This is a genomic window from Pseudosulfitobacter pseudonitzschiae, from assembly GCF_002222635.1.
Taxonomy (GTDB): domain Bacteria; phylum Pseudomonadota; class Alphaproteobacteria; order Rhodobacterales; family Rhodobacteraceae; genus Pseudosulfitobacter; species Pseudosulfitobacter pseudonitzschiae_A.
The window spans coordinates 1,698,452-1,720,813 of sequence record NZ_CP022415.1 but is presented as its reverse complement, the minus strand read 5'-3'; the positions used below and the strand labels follow the sequence as shown (position 1 = coordinate 1,720,813).

20 protein-coding genes and 3 pseudogenes are annotated in these 22,362 nt (G+C 54.8%); 11 read left to right on the top strand and 12 right to left on the bottom strand.

The features are described from left to right. Positions 1-46: 46 nt before the first annotated feature. Entirely contained in the window at positions 47-280 is a 234-nt protein-coding gene (locus tag SULPSESMR1_RS08350; protein WP_157728988.1) for a hypothetical protein, read from the top strand. A gap of 268 nt (positions 281-548) precedes the next feature. On the opposite strand, the gene SULPSESMR1_RS08345 is transcribed toward SULPSESMR1_RS08350, so the two are convergent. Continuing rightward, positions 549-1,109: an outer membrane beta-barrel protein gene (locus SULPSESMR1_RS08345; protein WP_089420398.1), complete on the bottom strand. Its 561-nt coding sequence runs from the start codon at positions 1,107-1,109 to the stop codon at positions 549-551. 404 nt (positions 1,110-1,513) lie between these two features. Between SULPSESMR1_RS08345 and SULPSESMR1_RS08340 the strand changes: the two are divergent. From SULPSESMR1_RS08340 to SULPSESMR1_RS08325, 4 genes and pseudogenes are all read left to right on the top strand, one after another. Continuing rightward, a pseudogene (locus tag SULPSESMR1_RS08340) lies at positions 1,514-2,318 on the top strand (DNA adenine methylase). A gap of 344 nt (positions 2,319-2,662) precedes the next feature. Then, positions 2,663-3,853 (top strand): Hint domain-containing protein, encoded by a 1,191-nt coding sequence (locus tag SULPSESMR1_RS08335; protein WP_089420397.1) that lies wholly within the window; start codon positions 2,663-2,665, stop codon positions 3,851-3,853. A gap of 20 nt (positions 3,854-3,873) precedes the next feature. Further along, complete coding sequence (locus tag SULPSESMR1_RS08330) at positions 3,874-4,323, top strand: Hint domain-containing protein (protein ID WP_157728987.1); 450 nt, start codon at positions 3,874-3,876, stop codon at positions 4,321-4,323. 445 nt (positions 4,324-4,768) lie between these two features. Continuing rightward, a complete protein-coding gene (locus SULPSESMR1_RS08325; protein WP_157728986.1) occupies positions 4,769-5,758 on the top strand; it encodes an AraC family transcriptional regulator in 990 nt (329 codons plus the stop codon). A gap of 180 nt (positions 5,759-5,938) precedes the next feature. Here SULPSESMR1_RS08325 and SULPSESMR1_RS08320 read toward each other — a convergent pair. The 5 genes and pseudogenes from SULPSESMR1_RS08320 to SULPSESMR1_RS08300 all read right to left on the bottom strand — a co-directional run. Next, positions 5,939-6,099, bottom strand: a pseudogene (locus SULPSESMR1_RS08320) (transposase); the annotation flags it as partial. 335 nt (positions 6,100-6,434) lie between these two features. Beyond that, positions 6,435-7,289 carry a DUF481 domain-containing protein gene (locus tag SULPSESMR1_RS08315; RefSeq protein ID WP_089420394.1) on the bottom strand — a complete coding sequence of 285 codons (855 nt, stop codon included), beginning with the start codon at positions 7,287-7,289 and terminating at the stop codon, positions 6,435-6,437. Between the two features lie 122 nt (positions 7,290-7,411). After that, positions 7,412-8,344 carry a LysR family transcriptional regulator gene (locus SULPSESMR1_RS08310; protein ID WP_089420393.1) on the bottom strand — a complete coding sequence of 311 codons (933 nt, stop codon included), beginning with the start codon at positions 8,342-8,344 and terminating at the stop codon, positions 7,412-7,414. Positions 8,345-8,585: 241 nt separating this feature from the next. After that, a complete protein-coding gene (locus tag SULPSESMR1_RS08305) occupies positions 8,586-9,113 on the bottom strand; it encodes a hypothetical protein (protein WP_089420392.1) in 528 nt (175 codons plus the stop codon). Between the two features lie 223 nt (positions 9,114-9,336). Then, positions 9,337-9,960, bottom strand: coding sequence for a PRC-barrel domain-containing protein (locus tag SULPSESMR1_RS08300; RefSeq protein ID WP_089420391.1), 624 nt, complete (start codon positions 9,958-9,960; stop codon positions 9,337-9,339). Positions 9,961-10,312: 352 nt separating this feature from the next. On the opposite strand from SULPSESMR1_RS08300, the pseudogene SULPSESMR1_RS08295 reads away from it, so the two are divergent. From SULPSESMR1_RS08295 to SULPSESMR1_RS25720, 4 genes and pseudogenes are all read left to right on the top strand, one after another. Beyond that, positions 10,313-10,516: pseudogene (locus SULPSESMR1_RS08295) on the top strand (winged helix-turn-helix domain-containing protein); the annotation flags it as partial. Positions 10,517-10,681: 165 nt separating this feature from the next. Continuing rightward, positions 10,682-12,775, top strand: coding sequence for an NAD-dependent DNA ligase LigA (ligA, locus tag SULPSESMR1_RS08290; RefSeq protein WP_240311333.1), 2,094 nt, complete (start codon positions 10,682-10,684; stop codon positions 12,773-12,775). Next, positions 12,772-14,862 (top strand): ATP-dependent DNA helicase RecG, encoded by a 2,091-nt coding sequence (gene recG / locus SULPSESMR1_RS08285; protein WP_089420389.1) that lies wholly within the window; start codon positions 12,772-12,774, stop codon positions 14,860-14,862. The genes ligA and recG overlap by 4 nt, the downstream gene beginning before the upstream one ends. 112 nt (positions 14,863-14,974) lie before the next feature. After that, positions 14,975-15,103 carry a hypothetical protein gene (locus tag SULPSESMR1_RS25720; protein ID WP_275888355.1) on the top strand — a complete coding sequence of 43 codons (129 nt, stop codon included), beginning with the start codon at positions 14,975-14,977 and terminating at the stop codon, positions 15,101-15,103. A gap of 183 nt (positions 15,104-15,286) precedes the next feature. On the opposite strand, the gene SULPSESMR1_RS08280 is transcribed toward SULPSESMR1_RS25720, so the two are convergent. After that, positions 15,287-16,681, bottom strand: a complete 1,395-nt coding sequence (locus SULPSESMR1_RS08280; RefSeq protein ID WP_089420388.1) for a methyl-accepting chemotaxis protein — start codon at positions 16,679-16,681, stop codon at positions 15,287-15,289. Between the two features lie 58 nt (positions 16,682-16,739). Then, the gene (locus SULPSESMR1_RS08275; protein ID WP_089420387.1) at positions 16,740-17,189 is read right to left on the bottom strand and encodes an iron-sulfur cluster assembly scaffold protein; all 450 of its coding nucleotides are present in this window, start codon (positions 17,187-17,189) and stop codon (positions 16,740-16,742) included. Positions 17,190-17,258: 69 nt separating this feature from the next. Here SULPSESMR1_RS08275 and hisI point away from each other — a divergent pair, with 69 nt between their 5' ends. Beyond that, on the top strand, positions 17,259-17,624 hold the full coding sequence (hisI, locus tag SULPSESMR1_RS08270; protein ID WP_089420386.1) for a phosphoribosyl-AMP cyclohydrolase: 366 nt from the start codon (positions 17,259-17,261) through the stop codon (positions 17,622-17,624). Positions 17,625-17,894: 270 nt separating this feature from the next. Here the strand turns inward: hisI and gluQRS are convergent, their stop codons facing one another. The 4 genes from gluQRS to SULPSESMR1_RS08250 form a co-directional block, all read right to left on the bottom strand. Further along, positions 17,895-18,746, bottom strand: coding sequence for a tRNA glutamyl-Q(34) synthetase GluQRS (gluQRS, locus tag SULPSESMR1_RS08265; protein ID WP_089420385.1), 852 nt, complete (start codon positions 18,744-18,746; stop codon positions 17,895-17,897). Then, complete coding sequence (locus SULPSESMR1_RS08260; protein ID WP_089420384.1) at positions 18,743-19,354, bottom strand: class I SAM-dependent DNA methyltransferase; 612 nt, start codon at positions 19,352-19,354, stop codon at positions 18,743-18,745. The genes gluQRS and SULPSESMR1_RS08260 overlap by 4 nt, the downstream gene beginning before the upstream one ends. Before the next feature lie 42 nt (positions 19,355-19,396). Further along, positions 19,397-20,749: a methylenetetrahydrofolate--tRNA-(uracil(54)-C(5))-methyltransferase (FADH(2)-oxidizing) TrmFO gene (gene trmFO / locus SULPSESMR1_RS08255; protein WP_089422231.1), complete on the bottom strand. Its 1,353-nt coding sequence runs from the start codon at positions 20,747-20,749 to the stop codon at positions 19,397-19,399. 329 nt (positions 20,750-21,078) lie between these two features. Next, positions 21,079-21,864, bottom strand: a complete 786-nt coding sequence (locus SULPSESMR1_RS08250; RefSeq protein ID WP_089422230.1) for an enoyl-CoA hydratase — start codon at positions 21,862-21,864, stop codon at positions 21,079-21,081. A gap of 57 nt (positions 21,865-21,921) precedes the next feature. Here SULPSESMR1_RS08250 and SULPSESMR1_RS08245 point away from each other — a divergent pair, with 57 nt between their 5' ends. After that, entirely contained in the window at positions 21,922-22,341 is a 420-nt protein-coding gene (locus SULPSESMR1_RS08245; RefSeq protein ID WP_089420383.1) for a PaaI family thioesterase, read from the top strand. Positions 22,342-22,362 lie beyond the last annotated feature (21 nt).

Here is a 22,362-nt window from a genome sequence, read left to right as displayed (position 1 = left end):
TGCGCCGTCCAGGCAATTGCGAATGCTGCATGAAGGGGCTGGCTACGTGACACGCGTCGTCGCTGATCGTGATGCCCGTGTGGCAGTTGCCGTGGTTGCAGCACTGTCGCGCTCAGTTTCATGGAAAGCCTATTGCAGCGGATTTCTGGGCAAACAGCCAATTTGCCACACATGGAGGCAAAGCACGAAGGGCATTGATAGCATGACATTCGCCACAAACGATGTTTTGACTCTGATCATATTGGTTTTGGTCGCATTGGTGATCTGGCTGATGACGTGATGAGCAGGGTCACTACAGTTGCTTTTGCAGTCTGGTGCCGGACGCAGTCGGACGGGGCAGGGACCGCCGTGGCGCGGACCATGATACGGGCTGTGCGGAAGCCATCAGCACATACATCGTTTGCCACCAGCAATGATCATTGCAGCGTCCCACGTCGGAGATCGTTACATAGTGCCAAGGCCAACATGAACTTCGCTGAAGTATCTGGAATATCCAGTTGCAAGGCAGCCAGTAATCGAACTGCAAGACTTCTTTTGAGTGAAGCGGATTAGAAACGGTACCCTACGAGAAAGGATGTGCTGTTGTACCCGACATCAGCGCCAACGATTGTCGCGTCCTTAAATGCTTCTTGGTACTTCAGCTCGGTGAATATCTGACCTCTTGGTAGGGCGTAACTTGCACCAAGGCTGATTTGACCACCTGCGACAGCATCACTTCCTGAGAAAGCGGGAAATGCCGTGTTGCCATCATATTTGACATCTACAACACCCAAGCCAAGACCGACATAGCCCTCGATCGTGCTGCTAATTGCAAAGGGGTAGCGCGCATTCACCATAAGAGAAGCTGTTTCAACGCCGCTGACGAAGCCGTCGTAACGACGGTCGGTCACCATGATATCAAGCCCGAACTCGAAGCCACGTATAGGATCCAGATAGGCACCGACACCAAAAGTACTTCCATGGTCCATCGCAAAGTTTGTGCCACCGTAATTCAGGCCAGAACTATCTTCGAGTGCGACGCCGCCATAGATTTCGTAGGATATATTCTGGGCATTTGCTCCGGTGCCAGCAAGGCACACTGCGGCAATCGATAGTCCAAGAATTTTCATGTGATGTCTCCAAGAATAACTAATTAAAACCAAAAAGACGGTATTTTCAACTTATCTTAGGTGAACTTACCTCAACTTTCTCAAAACACGAAGACTTTTTTGCGATAGCGGTTGCAGCGCTCCAGCAGAACCCTGCTGCCGTCGGGCGGGCAGGGACCGCCGTGGTGCTACGGCATGATGCGGGGTATGCGTAAGCCCTGATCCACAGCCTGTGGGCCTTCAAAAGATTTGACCGGTGGCTGACCGTCGCCGGAAGAAAACCCGCCCGTCACGGGCGGGGGTGACGCTATGCGCCACCACGCAGCCTAGTTTGGAGACCAGCTGCGCCGACATCCGAGAAGGATTATGTCGCCCGACTCCCGCGAGAGTGGGGCACGTCTAATCCGGAATCATAAAACATGACAATGACGAGAGTTTCTGCAGCCGCACCTGTTGCCCCTTGGCTTGGAGGAAAGAAGGCCCTGCACCAAAAGATCATCGCGCGGATCGACCGCATCGAGCACGCTGCCTACATCGAGCCCTTCGTGGGCATGGGTGGTGTGTTCCTGCGGCGCGCATGGCGGCCCAAGCTGGAGGTGATGAACGACCTGAACGGCGAAATCACCAACCTGTTCCGGATCCTGCAGCGTCATTATCCGCAGTTTCTGGACATGCTGCGTTTCCAGGTGGCGTCACGCCGCGAGTTCGAACGCCTGCGGCAATGCCAGCCCGACACGCTGACTGATCTGGAACGGGCCGCACGGTTCATCTACCTGCAGCGGTTGGCATTCGGCGGCCAGCTTGGTGGTGTGTTTGGCGTCAGCAACGGCCACGCACGCTTCAGCCTGTCCAAGCTCGAACCGCTGCTGGACGCCGCGCACTCGCGGCTGGAAGCGGTCGTCTTTGAAAACCTGGACTGGCTTGATGTGATCCGTCGCTATGACGGACCCAAATCCCTGTTCTATCTCGACCCCACCCTACTTCGGCGGTGAAAACGACTATGGCAAAGGCATGTTCGACCGGTCGCAGTTCGAGGTGATGGGCGAAGCGCTGGCTGAGATAGAGGGTGCATTTGTTTTGTCGATCAACGACACGCCGGAGATCCGCGACGTGTTTGGGCAGTTCCACCTCGAGGAGGTTCAGCTCAAGTACACCATCTCCGCGCAGTCGGCCAAAGTGGCGCGCGAGCTGCTGGTGTCAAACCGTGAGATTGTGACGGGATTGATTTAGGGGGCAGTCGGCAGCCGGGTGGGCGTCAATATCCAAATTTGTAGTCTCAACGGGCGGACCGCCGTGGTGCAGGGGCATGACGCGGGCTGTGGGTAAAGAGCGCGTTGTGCGTGAGGGAAGCGACAGCACAGCTTCATTGAGGTGGCTGGCCCAAACACAGATCACTTAATAAGAAACATAAAATTGAAAGCTTCTTCAACAACCACTGATTGAGTGAATATCCACAGAGCGAACATTGCTATCCGAAACATGTAAAACAAAACCTACTTACTTGCCAAAACTCAAGTGATGATCCTTATCAATAGATTAGTGCAAAATCGGGTATGGATTCTGGAGTAGTTTAAATGGCACAGCAACATTCGTGGGCTTGGGTTACCGACCGGGGACTTGCGCCGAACTCACCAGAGAACCTAATTGGATACAAATTTCAAAGCGATCCTACATATAGTCGAGTGATATATCGGGATGGTGATGAGAACGGTTCCGTTGGGAGTACATCAACAGGCACCAGTCATACCAACGATGGTGTGGCGTTCGATGGGGAGACCTACAATATATCGCATCATTGGTCTTATGATGCACTGATTACCTATGCCGACGGTACCACTTTACAAACACAAATTATGGTGATGCGATTAGTTGACGATCCGGATAATCCAGGCGTGGGCCCTAGTGATAAGAAGCTAATATTTCGTCTTCATGATAATGCCATTCAGAAAGTGTTCGAAGGCTCAGACGGACCTGGTGGAGAAGATTATGCGCTTGATAAGATTGCATCAATTGAAATCACTGAGTTTATAAGCCAAGTAAACGCGCGAAGCACAAGCAACGCTTTGGAAGATGACTATCCGATGGTCTGTTTTGCCAAGGGGACGTTCATTAAGACACTAGAAGGTGAGGTTGAGGTTGAAAATTTAAAAGTTGGTGATTTCGTTCTTACGTTGGATTCGGGGTACCAAAAACTAGAATGGATTGCTTCAACAAAGGTCGACGCAGAAACTCTAAAAAGAAACCCAAGCCTGTACCCTGTAACAATTAAGAAAGATACTATTGGTAAAGGAATGCCTGGTAAAGATTTATATGTTTCGCAGCAACATCGTATTTACATATCTTCGCAAATTTCAAAAAATATGTTTGGTGAAAATGAAATTCTTGTTCCTGCAAAAAAGCTAGTTGAGTATTCTGGAGTGGAAATTGATACATCTCTCACTGAGGTGGAGTACTATCACATTCTGCTTGACAGTCATGCCCTTGTTTTTAGCAATGGTGCGATAACAGAAAGTTTATACTTAGGAGTCGAAACTCTTAAAACGCTATCTTCCGAGCAAATTAGTGAAATCTCTCTCCTTTTCCCTGAACTTTTACCTGAGACTGGGCTTCAGAATAGCGCACGTCTAGTAATTCAGAAGCAGTCGTTTATTTCAAACTTGATCAGGCGACATAAAAAACACAATCGTTCACTAGTTTCGGTTGAGAAACACCACACCTTCAATAACCTTGGGAGCGATTTTCTTTTTCAGGGAGCACGCTCGTGATTGCGCAAGGCTCTAAGGTGATGATCGATTCAGACAGAGGTGCGCGGTCAGTTCAAAAACTTTGTGCTGGTGAGTACGTGTTAGCTCCATTGTCTGAAAAGTTATGCCCTATCCAATATACGAGGAAAAATTCAATTTTCACTGAATTGTTATCTGATTGGACAGCGAAATATCGACCAGTAGTTATTCCAATGGGCGCGATTGGATCTAAGATTCCTTATAGCAGTGTCATAGTAAGCGCTAGTCAAGAGATTTTGATAGCGATTCGAAAGCCACGCATCAGATATAAGGTATGTGAGTGGGTGCGTGCATCAGACCTTTGGACGCATGGAATCTTAACGGAAGAATATCCCTATCCATATATAGAGTATTTCGAGGTGGCCTTATCAGAAGGAGCTATGATCGGTGTCGAAGGGCTAATTTTAAAATCCCTCTCATCTGATATGGCTGTTATTAATAAGAAAGGATAGCGTTTAGGGATGGAATACCTTTTGTCATTTCTTGCATTGACGTCTTTGGTGTCCTTCTCGATTGCTATGGGAGCACCCTTTCTCGCATCCCTTTTTATCTATATCGTCTCGATATTATCTATTCTGTTCGTTATATGTCGAACTTCATAAAACTATCTAGGGTGTGTAGTTTGAAGTTTATTGTGTCAAGTTTGGCCTTATAGGGGAAGGCGATCGAAGCCTGAAGTTATTATATATATGAAATACGGAGAGTGGAGATGTTTTACTTTTCAATTTTATTTCTTGTAGTTCCGCACTTTACTCTCCAGTTAGGTGTACTACATTATACTCAGAATACAATATGTCTTGTTGATCTGTGCAGAGGGCAATCTTTCAATTAAGTCAAAGCCTTGCGGAGAATTGGCTTGGATCCTGAGTTGCCTATGTTCGTTGATGGGAGATGATTTTGGCTGGACTTTTTCACACTTCGTCGACTATTGATACACTTGCGAATGCTTGGGATAGTCCCATGTTCGGAAAGGCTAAGAAATTTAGATTTATTTCGGACCGCACAAAATTGACCGAAGAGTCAATAGCTCTTCCTAAATCTGGGTTTCGTTTGACTAGGCTGTTTTCTACAGGCCACGAAATAGAGATTAGTGTGCACGACACAGGTGCGCTTCTCCTCCCGCTCAACGGGCGTGTTGGAATTCGGGTTGCAGGTTCAGAAGTCTGGGCCAACTCTGGGAAGAGTGCCCTTTTAAGTCGCCCTTGCGATCGCTGGTCTGTTGTGGATCCGCTTAATGATGAATTTTGTCAATGTTTGGTGTTCCAGTTTTCTAAAGATCTCTATTCAGATAGAGACTCTGAAGGCTTAATTTCTGGAGAGTTGCTTGAAATTCTTCCATATGGGATGGAACTGCGTTTTAGTGATGCGCATAACTATCGTCTAGTACGATATTTGCAGTTGCTTTCTGATGAGTTGAGTCCAGGGTCTCCTGTTGTTCCTACTGAACGATATCTAGAGGGCATGGAAATCCTGCTTGAAGAGTGTGTTAAAGACGCTATTTTTCATTTAACGATCTCGGATTATTCCCAAGTTGCTAGTTCTCGCGACGTCGAGAGAGCGAAGCTAGTAGAGGCGTTTATCCGTGAAAAATTTCATGAACCGCTGCGTGTAGCTGAAATTGCAAGAGATATTGGAATGGGAGTGAGAAGTCTTCAGACAGCATTTAGAAAAACGTATGGTATAACAATACGGCAAATGATTGCAGATACTCGAATTGAGTATGCACATCGTCGACTGTGTGATCCGCATCCCCAAGACCAAGTTTCAACAATAGCTTATGAATGTGGGATTACACATTTGGGTCGGTTTTCTCAGGCGTACGCCCGGAAGTTTGATGAACATCCAAATGAAACAATCTCTCGCGCACGCAATACTTCAATTTCTTAACCTTACAGGAGGGTTGGCGTAGTTCAGGTAGTGTTAGGGAGCGTCTGATCTACTGCTTCGGCTGCGCTGACTTCGGATCAATCGGGCTTTGATTTTGCGGGTGGGGCCTGACTTCGCGCTGGGAATGCCAGAATTGGCAGCCCTGACGCGCTCAACGGCTGATTTTGGGCAGAGCCCACCTTATGCCATCAGCTTTCGTCGGACGAGGAACAGGTTGCCAAGGGCGAACAGCGTGAACAGCTCGCGCGGTTCTTCGCCAGACCCCGATAGCGGGTCTTGATGTAGCTGAACTGGCGCTTGAGTGCGCGGAAGGGAAGCTCGACCCGAGCCCGCAGCTTGGCTATGATCCGGTTGATGTCTTCGTCGATGGGATGAAGCGCGCCGCCTGTCGGCGCCTGGCGCCCCAGAACTTATCGGGGCCAGACAATACAGCCTCTGACCTGATCCTTGGTCAACAACCTGCATCTGATCGGCGGGGCAGGTCAATGCCCACGTGGGGTATATCTTCAAAGCCGTGAAAATGACGCATTGCGTAAGTTTATGAAGAATGGGTTGGCGTTCCACGTCATCAACAAAGGCGAGCGCACAGACAGAAACAGGGAATGGTATCCCCATTCCCTGTTCAGATTGCCCTTGGGCGGCGCGAGGTAAATCCCACCCAAGGAATTCGTCTGATTTAGAACCCCATCACAAGCGAAACGCCAAGAGTGTTGTCTGTAGATTTCAGACCGGCTGTCGGGTCGGTATTATAGTCGGTGCGGTAGCTCAAGCGTGTAGACAGGTTGTTCGATACTTTAAAATTGAGACCAGCATCGTTCGAGACAATCGTGTTTGTGTCAGAACCAAGTACGTCGGTATCATTGGTGAATGAAACCGTATCAGTAAGCGCGTAAAAATAACGCGAGGACACGATGAAACCAACCTCAGTGTCAGACACGCCAGTCGCGTCTTTATAATAACGCGCGCCAGGGCCTGCTTGAACACGCCAAGTCTGGTTCGGCTCGCTCAGCACCCGGTAGCCCGGACCAAAGCCAAGGAACGCATCGGTTTCCGAGCCGGGCAGGATTGCCCCGGTGTTGTTGGTCAACAGGCCATCATACTGGAAGCGGCCAATCCCGAACATGTAGAATTCCGGTGTAAAGTAACGGCTGGCCTCGTAGGTGCCAAAGAACTTTTCTTCGTTCTTCGTGCCGTTTGCTTCGCCGTATTCGACCGCGAACCCAATAAGGTGGCTCCAATCACCTACTCCGTAAGTGAGACGGCCCGCACCAGCCAATTCCCCATTATCGGTATTGCCGGAGGTGCCCGAGGCAGTTAGGGCGAACGAGCCGCGCCAACCTTCTGCGACACCATTCGGGCCAAAGCGGTCTGCGTCATTGCCGTTTCGTTGGTCACGTTCAACTTGAGTAGTGACGTCGTCTATCTGATCGTTCAGACCGGTGACACCTGTCACAGTGCTTTGTGCCATTGCAGGATTAGCAATGATCAGAGCCAGTGCAGAGGCAGTGGCAATTTTTGTGAGCATTTTCATGGGACAATCCTTCCCAATAGAAGTGATCCGAACCGTATTTGGTTCGAAAGCATTGCTGCTAGGTTTGGATTTATCACCCACCGATACATGAGGATAATTCGGATTGTTTATAGATAAAGCGACTATTTCTTGTCTTTAAAATTAACTTTGGGGACAGGTTCATAGCCTTCCATGAGATCCAGTTCACCCAAGAGCGATTCCTGAGCCTTTTCAGCACCCTGCACTACGGCCTTCAACGTCCGTCCGGCTAGCTCTGCAAGATCCGGAGTTAAGTCTGCCCGCAAGACCACCCAAGACGGGTAAGGAAATCGTGGCGCATCTGCCACAAGGTGGAGCTTTCCATTGTCCAGATATCTTTTTACCGACCTTGCGGGCAGAAATGCAGATGCACACCGGTTGACGACATATTCCATTGTAAGCGCCCCCAACGCCATGGAGCGGCCAGAATCTATCAAATGGGGGAGCGCGAACGCAAGCGCATGGGTGAACTCAGGCCCCCAATCTACGGACACATATCCCAATAGCCTTTCCAAGCTTGCGTCCGGATAAGAGGCCACTAGGATCAACTCATCATCCAAGGCCGGTTCCACGATCAACCCGGGGCGCAGTTGGGGTGTATAAAGTAGTGCTGCCTGCACGATGCCCTCGACCAGAAAACGTGTGATACGGTCTGGCGAACCTACTTCTGCATGGATACTCAATTCTGGCATTTCAGTTTGGAGAGAATCCAGCCAGCGAAATCCTAACCCTGGCCAGAGTGAATATTGTGCACCGATACTGATTGCTCTCTTGTAGCCATCCGGAATGGAGATTTTTTGACGGGACTCTTCCCAGATTTTTAGAAGACTCAGGGCATAGGGTTCAAATTGCTGACCCTCGGCTGTGAGTACCGCCCCAGCCTTTGACCGAGTGAACAGTTGGTGACCCAGACTGTCCTCGAGACGTTGAATACGTAGGCTGATAGCAGATTGCGTCACGAAGAGCCGACCCCGCGCCGCGACGAACGAGCCGGTGTTGGCGACTTCGATAAATGTCTTGATCAGGGTGATATCCATAAGAATAATATGCCTCAACGATCTTTCTGACGAGCTTTAAGTAACCCCCCCGAACCCCTCAAGTAGAGACTCTAAGTCTTGATATGCTGAAAGCTAAATAGATGCAGTTTTGTTTAATTTTCAACTCAATAGGGCAGCTGTCTGCTCGTTTCCACCGAAGAAACCGGGAGGACGGTGCCTTTACAAACGCAAGTGGTCGCCGCAACCAGCGACGACCATTCGTGTAAAAATTAGGTGAAAGTTAATTCTTGCCGCCAGATGTGGCTGGGTTCAACTTTTCGACTTCTGCTACAACGGAATCTGCAAAGCCGTTAATCATCGCTGTATAAAAATCGCTCTGTGAGGGGGCGATTACCACATATCCCTCTGGTATGGCTTGGTCTGCTGCATATGCTGCAATGTTGACTGGGAAGCTTTGACCGCCGATATCGTTATTTGGGTCAGAAATATCCACCACCCCTTGGATTTCATTGAAATCGTTGGAGCCAACCAGCATCGGATTGCCGTTCAGGGAAATTTGACGAATATCGATGCGGATTGTGGGGTCACTTGCATCATCACTTGTCAGTACGCGAGAGGCTATGGCTGTCTGCAGGTCAGCTTCGATTTCTGGGAAGACCTGCAAGGCGTTGCTGTTTGTAGCAGCTGACATTGAAGCTTCGACATTGATGTCCGAGAATTCCACTTGTTCCTGAGCCGCAGCCGCCGAACACCACATTGCAACGCTCACTCCAGTTGCAAGTCCGATTATCTTGAGAGAATCTAACATTGTTGAGTCCACTTCTAATTTTATGCTGCGAGCCAAAATGCTCTTAGCGAATATGAGAGCACAACGTCTGTTAGAGTGGATTGGTTCCTCAACGGCAGCCAGAGGTAGGCGGAGTTATGCCTGCGGTGGTCAGACGTATTGACCAAATGGTTCAGGTGAAAATCTGGGACTCGTCTTTCAAAACAGCCCCCAATCTTAAAGGTTTGGGGGCTACTTACCTCGGTCAGTCGGACAGCTTGTCCTTTGTTTCTTCGATGGAATTGGTATCGTCCGTGACTGTCGCATCAGCATCTTTGGTAGCTGTGTCTGCGGTTGCGTCATCTGAAGCAGGGGTATCCGTTGATGTCTCGTCGCGAGTTGCTGGTTCGGACGCCGTACCTGCGTCTTCTGTCGTGTCAGCACTAGCCAAAAATTCACCCAGCTGTGTGTCATCCGGCAGGCTTTCAAGCTCAGTTTCGTCGATTTCCGGACGCTCTTTCAGCGCTTCTTTCGTCGTATCCAGCTTTATCATCTGCTGCTCCGCGTCAAAGGTTAAATCTTCGAGTGGTAGAGTAACAGTATATTCGCCAAGGCCGAGAAAGCCACCGACGCCGACTACTACATTTGCTCCGCCGTCACGGTCAATAATGTAGTCGATATCGCCAATTGTATCACCATTGGGATCATAAACGTTTTTTCCGATGATGTTGCCTACGGTCATTTCACTGATTGAGCTGAATTTAGGGGCGATCGCCGGTTCTGTTGCCGTAGTCGGGTCGGCGCTCGGTGTGCCGGTGATCTGAGCAATCGCTCCACTCGCGATCAACGCGGACACAGCAGTTGTCACCATGAATGTCCTGAGTGTCATTTTTTTCACTTCGTTTGTTTTGAATAGTAGTAATCCAACATGCAGGTGAGAAAGTTGGTTCCAGAAGTTTCACGTGGAAACGTGAAGCAGGCAAAGATCTGCTTGCGTCGACCCGACATCAACGATTTTCCGCCTATAATTGAGCACTGATCAGAATACATTCTGTCATGGCGTCGCTCAAAATATCTGCTCTCATTTGGTCTTGAACATCGTGTTGATGATCTCGGCCACACGCCCTAGTGCAATTGCGTGACCTGCTGGATCCAGCGGTATAAGTTTCGCACTTTGTTTTCGCTTTGTCCGTATAATTTTGGCAGACAAGCCGTTGAATCTGCGCCTAAGCTAAGAAATTTTGAACCATCTTTACGGTGGCATGGACGAGCCCGAGTTGAAGATTATCGACGTGTTCATTTGCAAACTGCGCAAAAAGCTCAGCACGGCGACCGGTGGGCAGAACTATATCGAAACGGTCTGGGGGCGCGGTTATGTCCTGTGTGATCCCGAACCCGGTGTGCTGTCGGGGGACGACCGCCAGCGACTGGCCATCGGTGCATAAACGCGGGATCTGCACCGGTTCACGCAAGGTGTAAGAACATTACGACCGCGTGCGCAGACATTTCTGACCGGAATGAACTGGACCTGCTCCTGTCACGCTTCTATCTCTAGGGCGCGACATCACGAAAGAGGCAGGTCCGTGTCCGACACCATCTTGATTGCAGACATGACCGACACGCAGGCGCGTGACGAACTGGCCCGGCTGGCCAAGATTCTGGGAGATGCGAACCGCGCCTATCACACCGAAGACGCGCCCCGGATCAGTGATGCCGATTATGACGCGCTGAAACGGCGCAACGCTGAAATCGAGGCGCACTTTCCCGAACTCAAACGCAATGACAGCCCCAGCGATCAAGTGGGAGCGGAGCCTGCTGACGGGTTCTCGAAATTGCGGCACGCAGTTTCCATGCTGTCGCTGTCCAATGCCTTTGAAACCGAGGACGTCGATGATTTCGACATGCGGATTCGCAAATACCTTGGCCTTGGCGCAGAAGTACCGCTGCACTATACCGCAGAGCCCAAGATTGACGGATTGTCCCTGTCGCTGCGCTATGAAGACGGCGTGTTGGTATCTGCGGCCACCCGTGGCGACGGACAGGTGGGTGAAAACGTCACCGCCAACGCTTTGACCATCGACGACATCCCGCAGCGCATCGAAGACGCCCCCGCCATCCTTGAAGTGCGCGGCGAGGTTTATATGAGCCATGCGGATTTTGAGGCCCTGAACGCCCGCCACCTGGAACGGGGGGGCAAAACCTTTGCTAATCCGCGCAATGCGGCTGCCGGATCGCTGCGCCAGCTTGATGCGTCGATCACCCGCGCCCGACCGCTGAAGTTTTTCGCCTACACTTGGGGTCAGATTTCCCGACCTTTGGCCGAAACCCAGATGGCGGCAATTGAGCAGTTGGCGCAGATGGGATTTCAAACCAACCCGCTGACGCAACTTTGCGACAGCCCTGCCGGAATGCTGGCCCATTACACCAAAATCGAACAGATGCGCAGCCAGCTTGGCTATGATATCGACGGCGTGGTCTACAAAGTGAACGACCTGGCGTTGCAGGGCCGGTTGGGCTTTCGGTCAACCACGCCACGGTGGGCCATCGCTCATAAATTTCCCGCCGAACTGGCATGGACGCGATTGGAATCCATCGACATTCAGGTCGGCCGCACCGGCGCGCTTAGCCCCGTGGCGCGCCTGGCGCCGGTCACGGTGGGCGGTGTCGTGGTCGCAAATGCTACGCTGCACAACGAAGATTACATTGCGGGCCGCGATTCCAAGGGCGGAGAGATTCGCGAGGGCAAGGATATCCGTATCGGTGACTGGGTTCAGGTCTACCGTGCAGGTGATGTGATCCCTAAAGTCGCTGATGTTGACCTGAGCAAGCGCCCCGCAGATGCCACGCCGTTCGTGTTTCCCCAGACCTGCCCCCAGTGCGACAGCGACGCCATCCGCGAGCCGGGTGACGCGGTGCGCCGTTGTTCCGGCGGGCTGATCTGCCCTGCGCAGGCCGTTGAAAAACTGAAACATTTTGTGTCGCGTAGTGCCTTTGACATCGACGGTTTGGGCGCCAAGCAGGTCGAACAGTTCCATGCAGACGGCTGGATTGCCGAGCCTGCGGATATTTTCACCCTGCGCGACCGCTATGGCAGCGGCATGCAACAGTTGAAAAACCGCGAGGGCTGGGGTGAAAAGTCGGCCACCAATCTTTTTGACGCCATTGACGACCGCCGCCAAATCCCGCTGGGGCGGCTGATCTTTGGTCTTGGTATTCGTCACGTCGGCGAAGCGGCGTCAAACCTGCTGGCGTTGCACTATGGTACGTGGGCCGCGTTTGCCGATGCAATGGATGTCGCTGTCGATCCGGAAAGCGACGCGTGGGGCGATCTGACGGGCATCGACGGTGTGGGCTCTGTAATGGCCGGATCGCTGACCGCCGCTTTTGCCCAAGAAACCGAGCGCGCCGCCATTGACCGGCTAATCGCCCATCTGGAGGTGCAGGCAGCCGAGCGTCCCGACACCTCGGCAAGCCCTGTGGCAGGCAAAATCGTGGTCTTTACCGGCACCCTCGAAAAGATGACTCGCGCCGAGGCCAAAGCACGGGCCGAAAGTCTGGGTGCGAAAGTCTCGGGCTCGGTCAGCGCCAAGACCGATATTCTGGTCGCAGGGCCGGGGGCGGGATCGAAGGCAAAGAAAGCCACCGAACTGGGCATCGAAACACTGGACGAAGACGGCTGGCTGGCGTTGATCGAGGGCGCATGAGCGGGCGCCCCGAACCGCTGTTTCCGCTTTTTGCTGAAGTGCAAACGCTGGACGGTGTTGGCCCCAAAACGGCTGATTTACTGGCCCATACCGGTATCACCACGCCGCGTGATCTGCTGTTCACGCTTCCGCACACCGGCATCGACCGCACCCCGCGCACCACGCTGAAAGATGCGCCGTTGCCCGGCACCTACACGGTGATCGTCACCGTGGGCCACCACCAGCCGCCGCGTAGCCGGGGCGGGGCGTACCGCATCACGGTCGAGGACAGTGAGACCGCCTTTCAGATCGTTTTCTTCCGTGGTCGGGCCGATTTCCTGTTGCATCAACTTCCCGAAGGGGCACGGCGCGTGGTGTCTGGCAAGGTCGAGATGTTCGACGGCATGGCGCAGATGCTGCACCCTGATCACATCCTGCCCGAGACCGAAGCAGGTGATATTCCGGCATTCGAGGCGGTCTATCCGCTGACGGCCGGTATTACGCAAAAGGTGATGTGGAAGGCCACACGCGGGGCCCTGACCCGTGTGCCAGAGATGGCCGAATGGATTGATCCCGCGCAATTGGCACACGCGAAATGGCCTGATTTCACCCAAGCCGTCGCGCAGGCCCATGCTCCGCAATCGCTGCGCGACATTGCGATCACCGCACCCGCACGCGAGCGGTTGGCCTATGACGAATTTATGGCCCATCAGATCACATTGGCCTTGGCCCGCGCTGCCGAGCGACGCAAACCCGGGCGGTCCAGCGTGGCCACGGGCGCGTTGCAGCGCAAGGTTCTGGCCGCGCTGCCCTACCGTCCCACAGGTGCGCAGGAGCGCGCGATTGCCGAGATCACCGAAGATATGGCGCAGCCGCACCGGATGAACCGCTTGTTGCAGGGCGATGTGGGGGCGGGCAAAACATTGGTCGCGTTCATGGCGCTGCTGGTCGCGGTCGAGGCGGGCGGGCAGGGCGTGTTGATGGCGCCCACGGAAATCCTTTCGCGTCAACATCTTGAAGGGTTGCAGCCATTGGCCGAGGACGCGGGCGTGGTGTTGGAACTGTTGACAGGGCGTGACAAAGGCACCGAACGCAAAGCCAAACTGGCGGCATTGGCCGACGGGCGCATTCAGATTTTGGTGGGCACCCATGCGGTGTTTCAGAAGGATGTAGTTTTTAACGACCTGCGGCTTGCGATCATTGACGAACAGCATCGCTTTGGCGTGCGGCAACGGCTGGCGCTGGGGTCCAAGGGCGCGCAGGCGGATGTGCTGGTGATGACCGCCACGCCAATCCCGCGGTCGCTGTCGCTGGCGCAATATGGCGATATGGATGTGTCTGTGCTGGACGAAAAGCCGCCCGGACGCAAACCGATCCGCACGGCACTGGTCAGTACGGGCCGCATGGACGAGGTGATCGACCGTTTGCGCCGGGCGATTGCCAAGGGGCAGCAATGCTATTGGGTCTGTCCATTGGTCGAGGAAAGCGAAGCAGTCGATCTGACGTCGGCGGGCGAGCGGTTTAAACGGTTGCGTGCTGCACTGGGTGAAGGCGTGGTCGGGCTGGTGCATGGCCAGATGCCCTCCGCAGAAAAAGACGCGGCGATGGCGGCGTTTCAGGCGGGTGAAACCTCGGTTTTGGTGGCCACTACCGTGATCGAAGTGGGGGTGAACGTGCCCAACGCCACCATTATGGTGATCGAGCGTGCCGAGATTTTTGGTCTGGCCCAGCTGCACCAGCTGCGCGGACGTGTCGGGCGGGGTGAAGCGGCCTCGACCTGTTTGCTGATGTATCAGGCACCACTGAGCGAGACCGGTCAAAAACGTCTGGAGGTTCTGCGCGAAACCGAAGACGGATTTGTAATCGCCGAAACCGACCTGCAAATGCGGGGGGCGGGCGATGTGATCGGCACCGCGCAATCGGGACTGCCGCGGTTTGCCGTTGCCGACCTTGAGCGGCAGGCGGGGTTGATGGCCATTGCACAAAGTGATGCACGCAAGCTGTTGGCCGATGACCCCAAGTTGGAAACCCCGCGCGGCAAGGCTGCGCGCATGTTGTTGTGGTTGATGCGACAGGATGAAGACATCCGTTTGATTTCAGTGGGTTAGCTGTGGATTCCGTTTTGATCTTCCACTAAGTTCGCAAATGTTCCTATAAAGTTCTTTACAGAGCGTTAAGGATGTGAGAACAAAGGGGCAACAAAGAACGGGAGATGCCCAGATGACCACCATGCGAATGATCAAATCCATCGCCACCCGCGCTGAAAGCACATTGTTGCAAGATGCGATGGGCGCTGCTGCTTTGATGGTGATGCTGGTTGTCGGATTGCACCTGCCTGCATTTGTCTGATTTTCTGCCTGCGATGTCGTGCCGGCTGTCCGGCGTATCTGTCCCAAATTGATGCGCTTTAACGGGATTGCCTGTCCCAAGTTAACCAAGATCCCCCTTGGCTGGACATTCCGGATCCCACACGATAGCCGCTTTTCCTGCGCCGCCATCCTATACGGGATGCGCGGCGTTTTTTTTGTTGCGTCAGAACGTATAGGCCAGCCGCAAGCCGCCCCAATGGGTGCCGTTGATAATGATCGGGGCCGACAGATCCTTCATCATGGTGAAATTGCCGCCCCCCATGTCGCGGCGGTAGACCTGTAACAGAAACGGATCGGTGTTGCGCCCCGCCTTCAGGCCGACGCGATCATCAAAAATGCGTCGATTGCGGCAGTTGGCTACATTCCACACCGGATCGGGCCCCTGCGGCTGCGAGAATTTGCGATTGTGCGTCGGTAAATAGCCGTTCACATCCACCGCAGCACAGAACACCACACGATCGTCAAAGCGCAACGCGGGTTCCTGAATGTCCGGCATCACCTGATCCATCAGCGTGGTAAAGCCGGTCATGACCTGTTCCGGCGCACTGCCCGGCACCGGCCGGTAGGTGCGGTCGAACATCTGTGTACGCGTGATTCGCCCTTGGGCAAGAGCCTGTTCCAGACGGGTGCTGGCGGTGGCCGCGCTTTGCCGCACATAGTCGATCAGCGGTGCGTCTTTGGTGGTGCCGCCTAATGCCGCACTGGTCTGTACGATCTGTTCCGATCGGTCAATCAAACGGTTGATCCGCTGGTGCGTGGATTTGATGCCTCTGGTGGTAAGTGTGACCGCAGTTTCGATCCCCGCAAGGTTTGGCGAGAAGCTGGCCATCGCCACATCCACCACCTGTGCGCGATCGGCGATTTTTTCAACCTGATCAAAGGCCCCCTGCATCGAGCTTTCGATCTGGGTCAGCGCGGTGTCGCTGGCGGCGGTCAGATCAATAACAGTTCCAGCGGTGGTCGCGATGGTCTTTGCCTCGGTGCCCAGTTGGGTCATCCAGTCGGTCAGTGCCTCGATGTTGCGGGTGATGCGGGTGGCGGCGTCCTTGGTTTTCTGGCTCAATTCGTTGATTGCTTCGGCCACCACGGCAAAGCCGCGCCCGCTGTCGCCCGCGCGGGCCGCTTCGATCTTGGCGTTGATGGCCAGAGTGTTCACCTGCATCGCAATGGCTGCGATCTGGGTGTTGTTGTCATTCACCGCGTCCAGCGTGTCGCTGATGGTCAGGGTGCGTTTGCGCAGCTCTTGCACCCAACCGGCAACTTCGGTGGTTCGGGTGCCAAGGCCGCGTATGGTACTGGCCGAGGATTTCACGTTCTGCGCAGCATCGCGGGTGCTTTTGGTTAGTGCTGTGGTGGCATCGCAGACTTCCGCATTGGCAATTTCAATCTTGGTGGCCGATTGGGTCAGAGCCGCCAGCGCAGTGCGTTGTTCGCGGGCCTGGGTTTCGACAACGTCCAAAAACCCGGCGAGATCGACAATTTCGTAACCCAATTCTGACGCGCGCGCAGACAGCCGGTTGATCTGTTGAAGTTCGGAAAACTCGGAATGTGTAGTCATCTCGCCCCGCCAGTTGGTGTTTACTGGCTAGCACCGATTGGTTCACAAGTTCCTAATATCAGGCGCAATTGGCCTGCAAGGCCTGTTGCGTCGCCTCGGCGGCAGCTTCGATACTTAGCAATATGGACGCATGGCGGTTGCGGTATTCGCGTGCCGGTTCCAGCACCTTATAGCCGTCAAACGGAGCCTGCGGCGCTGGTCCTGCATCCTTTAGCATCGCGCGCAACTGGTCGCGGGCGGTTTCAACCTCGGCCAGCGTGCGCCCGATCACGGCGCCGCCGGTTACGGCTGCGGCTGCCTGACCCAGCGCGCATGCCTTCACATCTTGACCAAAGGCCACAATCACACCGTCCTGCACGCTGACATCCACCGTCACGGTCGATCCGCACAGCGGCGCACGTTTCTTGACCGTGGCACCAGGAGAGGCAAGCCGCTCGCGGTGGGGGATATTGGTGGCCAGCGCCAAAATCTGGCCCGAGTAAAGTTTGATAAGGTCGCTGTCAGCCATGTCCGCTTTCCTTTCGGTCTGGCTTGATACATAAGCGCCTCGGCCCAAGATGCAAAAAGGTTTTCTGTGATGTCCCGCCAAAGTTTTGATCCCGCGACGCTAACCTATAACGACGCAGGGCTGATCCCCGCAATCGCGCAGGACGTCACCACCGGCGAGGTGCTGATGATGGCGTGGATGAACGCAGATTCCATTGCCCGAACGCTGGAAACCGGCAAGGTCACCTATTGGTCCCGCTCACGTCAGGCATTCTGGATCAAGGGCGAGACATCGGGGCACGTGCAGGAATTGGTCGATTTCCGTTTTGATTGCGACAGCGATTGCCTGCTGGTCGTGGTCAACCAGACGGGGCCAGCCTGCCACACCGGGCGGCAAAGCTGTTTCTATCGCGCGGTGCGCGGTGGCGATGTGATCGAATTGGAAGCCGCTCCATAAAGTGTTCTGCACCAAGCGATTGCTGCTGACATCGAGATGAACGCTAGTGATCGGCTGTGCGGCGATATGAGATATAGCTGAGAGAAAGAAATTATACAATAAATTACATTCGGTTATGAGTGGTACTTGATGTAGTTCAGGGCCGACGTACCCTTCGTGTGGTACAAGTTTTTCCAAAAGAAAAAACGCAGGCTCTGGCCTTTGACGGGTTGGTTCATGTCAACGGAAGTTGGTCTCTGATGTCTCCGAACCGTGGCGGGCGCTGCCGGATTAATCCAGTCCGACCCATCCTCGGATATCGTGCGGCGTGAACCCCTCGGCGCGGTATTTGGCGATGGCACGGGCGTCGTCGCGTTTGGCCAGCCGTTTGCCAGCATTATCGCGGATCAGGCGGTGATGGTGATAGACTGGAGTGGGCAGGCGCAACAGGCGCTGCAAGACCACATGAATGCGCGTCGCTTCGGCCAGATCAGCACCGCGCACAACGTGAGTGATATCTTGGACTGCGTCGTCCAGCACCACGGACAAGTGATAGGAGGTGCCCATGTCGCGGCGGGCCAGCACAATATCGCCCAGTGTTTGTGTCAGTTCCTCGGTGCTGAAATCAACCGTGCCCGCATTCAGGCCGGTTTCAGTGTAGCGCAGATCGCGCAGCAGTGGCATGGTACGGGCCATGTTCAGGCGCAGGGCGGAGGTGTCGGGGATTGGCGCATCGGGATCCGGCACATGGCGGCACGTTCCGGGATAGATCGGACCGTCAGGACCGGTAAGCACCGCACCTTCTTGTGGAGCGGACAGGGCCACCTGAATGTCGCGGCGATTGCACGAGCAAGGATAAATAAGACCTGATTTCCACAACTTGTCAATGGCTTGCCGGTAGTTGTTCATGTTGTCTGATTGGCGAAGGACAGGCGTTTCCCACGTCAGGCCCAGCCACGCCAGATCATCATATATCTGCGCTTCAAATGCACAGCGCGCGCGCGAGGTGTCGATGTCTTCGATCCGCAGCAAGAACCGCCCGCCGTGGTCTTGTGCCATTCCATGCGCCAATAACGCGGAATAGGCATGGCCCAAATGCAATGGCCCCGTTGGAGATGGCGCAAAACGAGTTGTGAATATCACGCTTTTTCAATCACATATACGGCGGCGTTCAAGTTGATTCCGGGCAGATGCGGGCCATCTTCACGAAACAGAAGACGTGCGGCACCGCAGTCGATCCATTCGGATAGCGCCCCTTCAAAGGCGGGTTCCTTTAGCGTGTGGTCGTTCAGCGAAAACACCAGCTTGCCCCCTTTGGGCAGTTTGCGCATCAGCGTGTGCAACATTCCCGCAGGGGCGGCCCCTGCGCCAATCGCACCCACGGCGCTGAACAGCGTGTAGGCACCGTCTTCAAAGGGCAAGGCGGCACCGGCTTCGACCTGCGTGAGATTGCGATAGACGCCTTTGGCGCGTGCGCAGGTCAACATCTGGGAAGACAGATCAACGCCGTCAATCACCTTGAACCCTGCCTGGTGCAGCGATTGACCCGACAGGCCCGTGCCACAGCCAAAGTCCAGCACGGGGGCGTCGGGTCCATCTGCAAACCGGTGCAAGGCAGCGGCGCAGCGGTCGGGGGTGACATAGCCGTGTTCGACAATCTCGGCCTCGTAGCTGGTGGCCCAGTCGTCGTAAACTTTGCGTGTTTCGTGCGCATCGCTGGCTGCGAAGGCTTTGTTCAAAAAAGAAGACATGGAACAATCGTAGGGCCAAGTGATCCTATCGTCCAGTCTGCGCTAGGCAATCACGGCCTGCGGGGCCAACCAGCCTTGCCAATCTGCCTTGGCGCGGTCGGTATAGGCTTTGTAGCGGTCCTTGCGGCCGCGACGTCCGCCTTTCAGCCCGTCGACGGGGGGGAACAGACCAAAATTCACGTTCATCGGCTGAAAGGTTTTGGCTTCGGCGCCGCCGGAAATATGGGTGATCAGCGCGCCCATCGCGGTGGTGTCGGGCGGGGTGTCCAGCGATCCGCCCAGCAGTTCGGTTGCGGCCATACGGCCCGCCAACAGGCCCATCGCAGACGATTCGACATAGCCCTCGACCCCGGTGATCTGACCCGCGAACCGTACATTGGGGCGCGAACGCAGGCGCATCTGGCCATCAAGTAGCGTGGGGCTGTTGAGAAATGTGTTGCGATGGATGCCGCCCAGACGGGCAAAGCTGGCGTTTTCCAGACCGGGGATCATCTTGAACACTTCGGTCTGTGCGCCGTATTTCATTTTTGTCTGAAATCCGACGATATTATACAGCGTGCCCAGCTTGTTGTCGCGGCGCAGTTGGACGACGGCATGTGCCTTGACGTCGGGCTGGTGCGGGTTGGTCAGGCCCACTGGTTTCATTGGGCCGTGGCGCAGGGTTTCGCGCCCGCGTTCTGCCATCACCTCGATCGGCAGACAGCCGTCGAAATAGCCCGCGGTTTCGCCTTCGTGAAACTCGGTTTTGTCGGCGGCCAGCAGGGCGTCGATGAAGGCGTCGTATTGTTCCTTGTCCATCGGGCAATTGAGGTAGGCAGTGCGCTCTTCCTCGGTTTCGCCTTTGTCATAGCGCGACTGCATCCACGCGCGTTCCATGTCGATGCTTTCATGGTAGACGATGGGGGCGATGGCGTCGAAAAAGGCCAGCGCCTCGGCGCCGGTCTCTTTGGCGATGGCCTGACCCAGCGCGGTCGATGTCAGCGGGCCGGTGGCAAAGATCCATGTACCATCGTCGGGCAATTCGGTGATCTCGCCATATTCCACAGAAATATTCGGATGCGCCAGCAGCGTGTCGGTGACAGATTGCGCAAAGGCCTCGCGGTCCACGGCCAGCGCGCCACCGGCGGGCAGGCGATGTTTGTCTGCCATTGCCATAATCAGCCCGCCCGCCGCGCGCATTTCCCAATGCAGCAGGCCCACGGCGTTTTGTTCGCTGTCGTCAGAGCGGAACGAGTTTGAGCACACCATCTCGCCCAAAAGGCCGGTTTGGTGGGCAAAGGTGCCGACCTTGGGGCGCATTTCATGAATGACGACCTGCACGCCCATATTGGCGGCCTGCCATGCTGCTTCGGACCCGGCCATGCCGCCGCCCACGATATGAAGGGTATCTGTCATCCGGTTGATGTAGGGCAGGGCGCGTCCATGCGCAACGGGGCGCAGACATGCAAAGGCCGCCAACGGTCAGGTTTTGCGGGAATGTCAGGGGGTATTTTGGGGTCGCCGCTGCGGGAATGGTCGGTCAGTGAGAGTTGACCTGGAGGGACCTTCCGCCGACGGCGACCCAAAATGGAATTGGGCCATTTGGCTTGTCTACTTTGTGACACAGTATTGCCCGATTTGCCAGAGATTCCGCCGGGACAATCCGTATCAAATTGGAAACAATTGCTAATATGGCTGAAAGCCGTTGCAATACAGAGCCTTGCACAATGCCAGCCGTTTTCATCTTATTGTTCCCAACGTGGATCACGTTTGTCCAGAAACGCCGCAATTCCTTCTTGGGTGTCTTGGTGCAGCATATTTTCAACCATGACATCGCCCGTATGCGCATAGGCCGCATCGGTGGTCATCGACAATTGCTCGTAGAACGCCTGTTTGCCGATTTTCACCGCAGTCCCCAGTTTCGAGGCAACCGTCGTGGCAAGCTCTTGTGTCTCTGCCGCCAGATGTTCGGGCAGCACCGCGCGGTTGATCAGGCCAAGCGCCTCGGCGCGATCGGCTTCGATGAAATGGCCGGTGGTCAACATTTCAAACGCCTGTTTGCGTGGAATATTGCGGGTCAGCGCCACCATCGGGGTTGAGCAGAACAGCCCGATGTTCACGCCGTTGACGCCAAACCGTGTGCCGGTGGCCGCGATGGCCATGTCGCAGGTGGCAACCAATTGACAACCTGCGGCCGTGGCGATGCCGTGGACTTGTGCGATTACCGGCTGGGGCAGGGATTGGACACGCGCCATCATTGACGCGCAGCGGTTGAACAGATCGGCGAAATACCCTCTGCCGCCGTCTGGCTTTTGGCGGCCTTCGGTCATCTGTTTCAGATCGTGGCCCGCGCAGAACGCCTTGCCGTTGCCTGACAGAATCACCGCGCGGATGCTGCGGGTTTCGGCGATGTCATCCAAGGTGGTGTGCAGCGCCAGAATCATTTCGTCTGACAGGGCATTCAGCCGTTCGGGCGCATTCATGGTCAGATGGGCCACACCATCCGTGACCTTACGTTCAAGAATTGCCATCTTGCCCTCCAGCTGTTTGATCGTGACCTTAAGACAGGGACGGACAGAGGGAAAGACATGCAAACGGTAATGAGTGCAGAAGATCTGATGGCCTTTTTGGTGGCCGAATTTGATCAGGTTGCAAACGATTTCATCGTCGAGGAGGTGGGCGGTGGCAAGATCCGTGTGCGTATGGCGGTGGCCGAGCGGCACTTGCGCCCGGGTGGCACTGTGTCGGGGCCTGCGATGTTCGCGCTGGCGGATGTGGCGGCCTATCTGGCGACGCTGGCCCTGATCGGCCCCAAGGCGCTGGCGGTGACTACGAATTGTTCCATCGACTTTATGCGCAAGCCGGCGGCGGGCGTTGATCTGGTTGCAGATGCCACGGTGCTGAAACTGGGCAAACTGTTGTCGGTGACGGATGTATTAATACGCTCATACGGGATGGACGCACCTGTTGCCCGCGCCACCCTGACCTATGCGATCCCGCCACGCTGAGCGCCGCATATGAAAAGACCG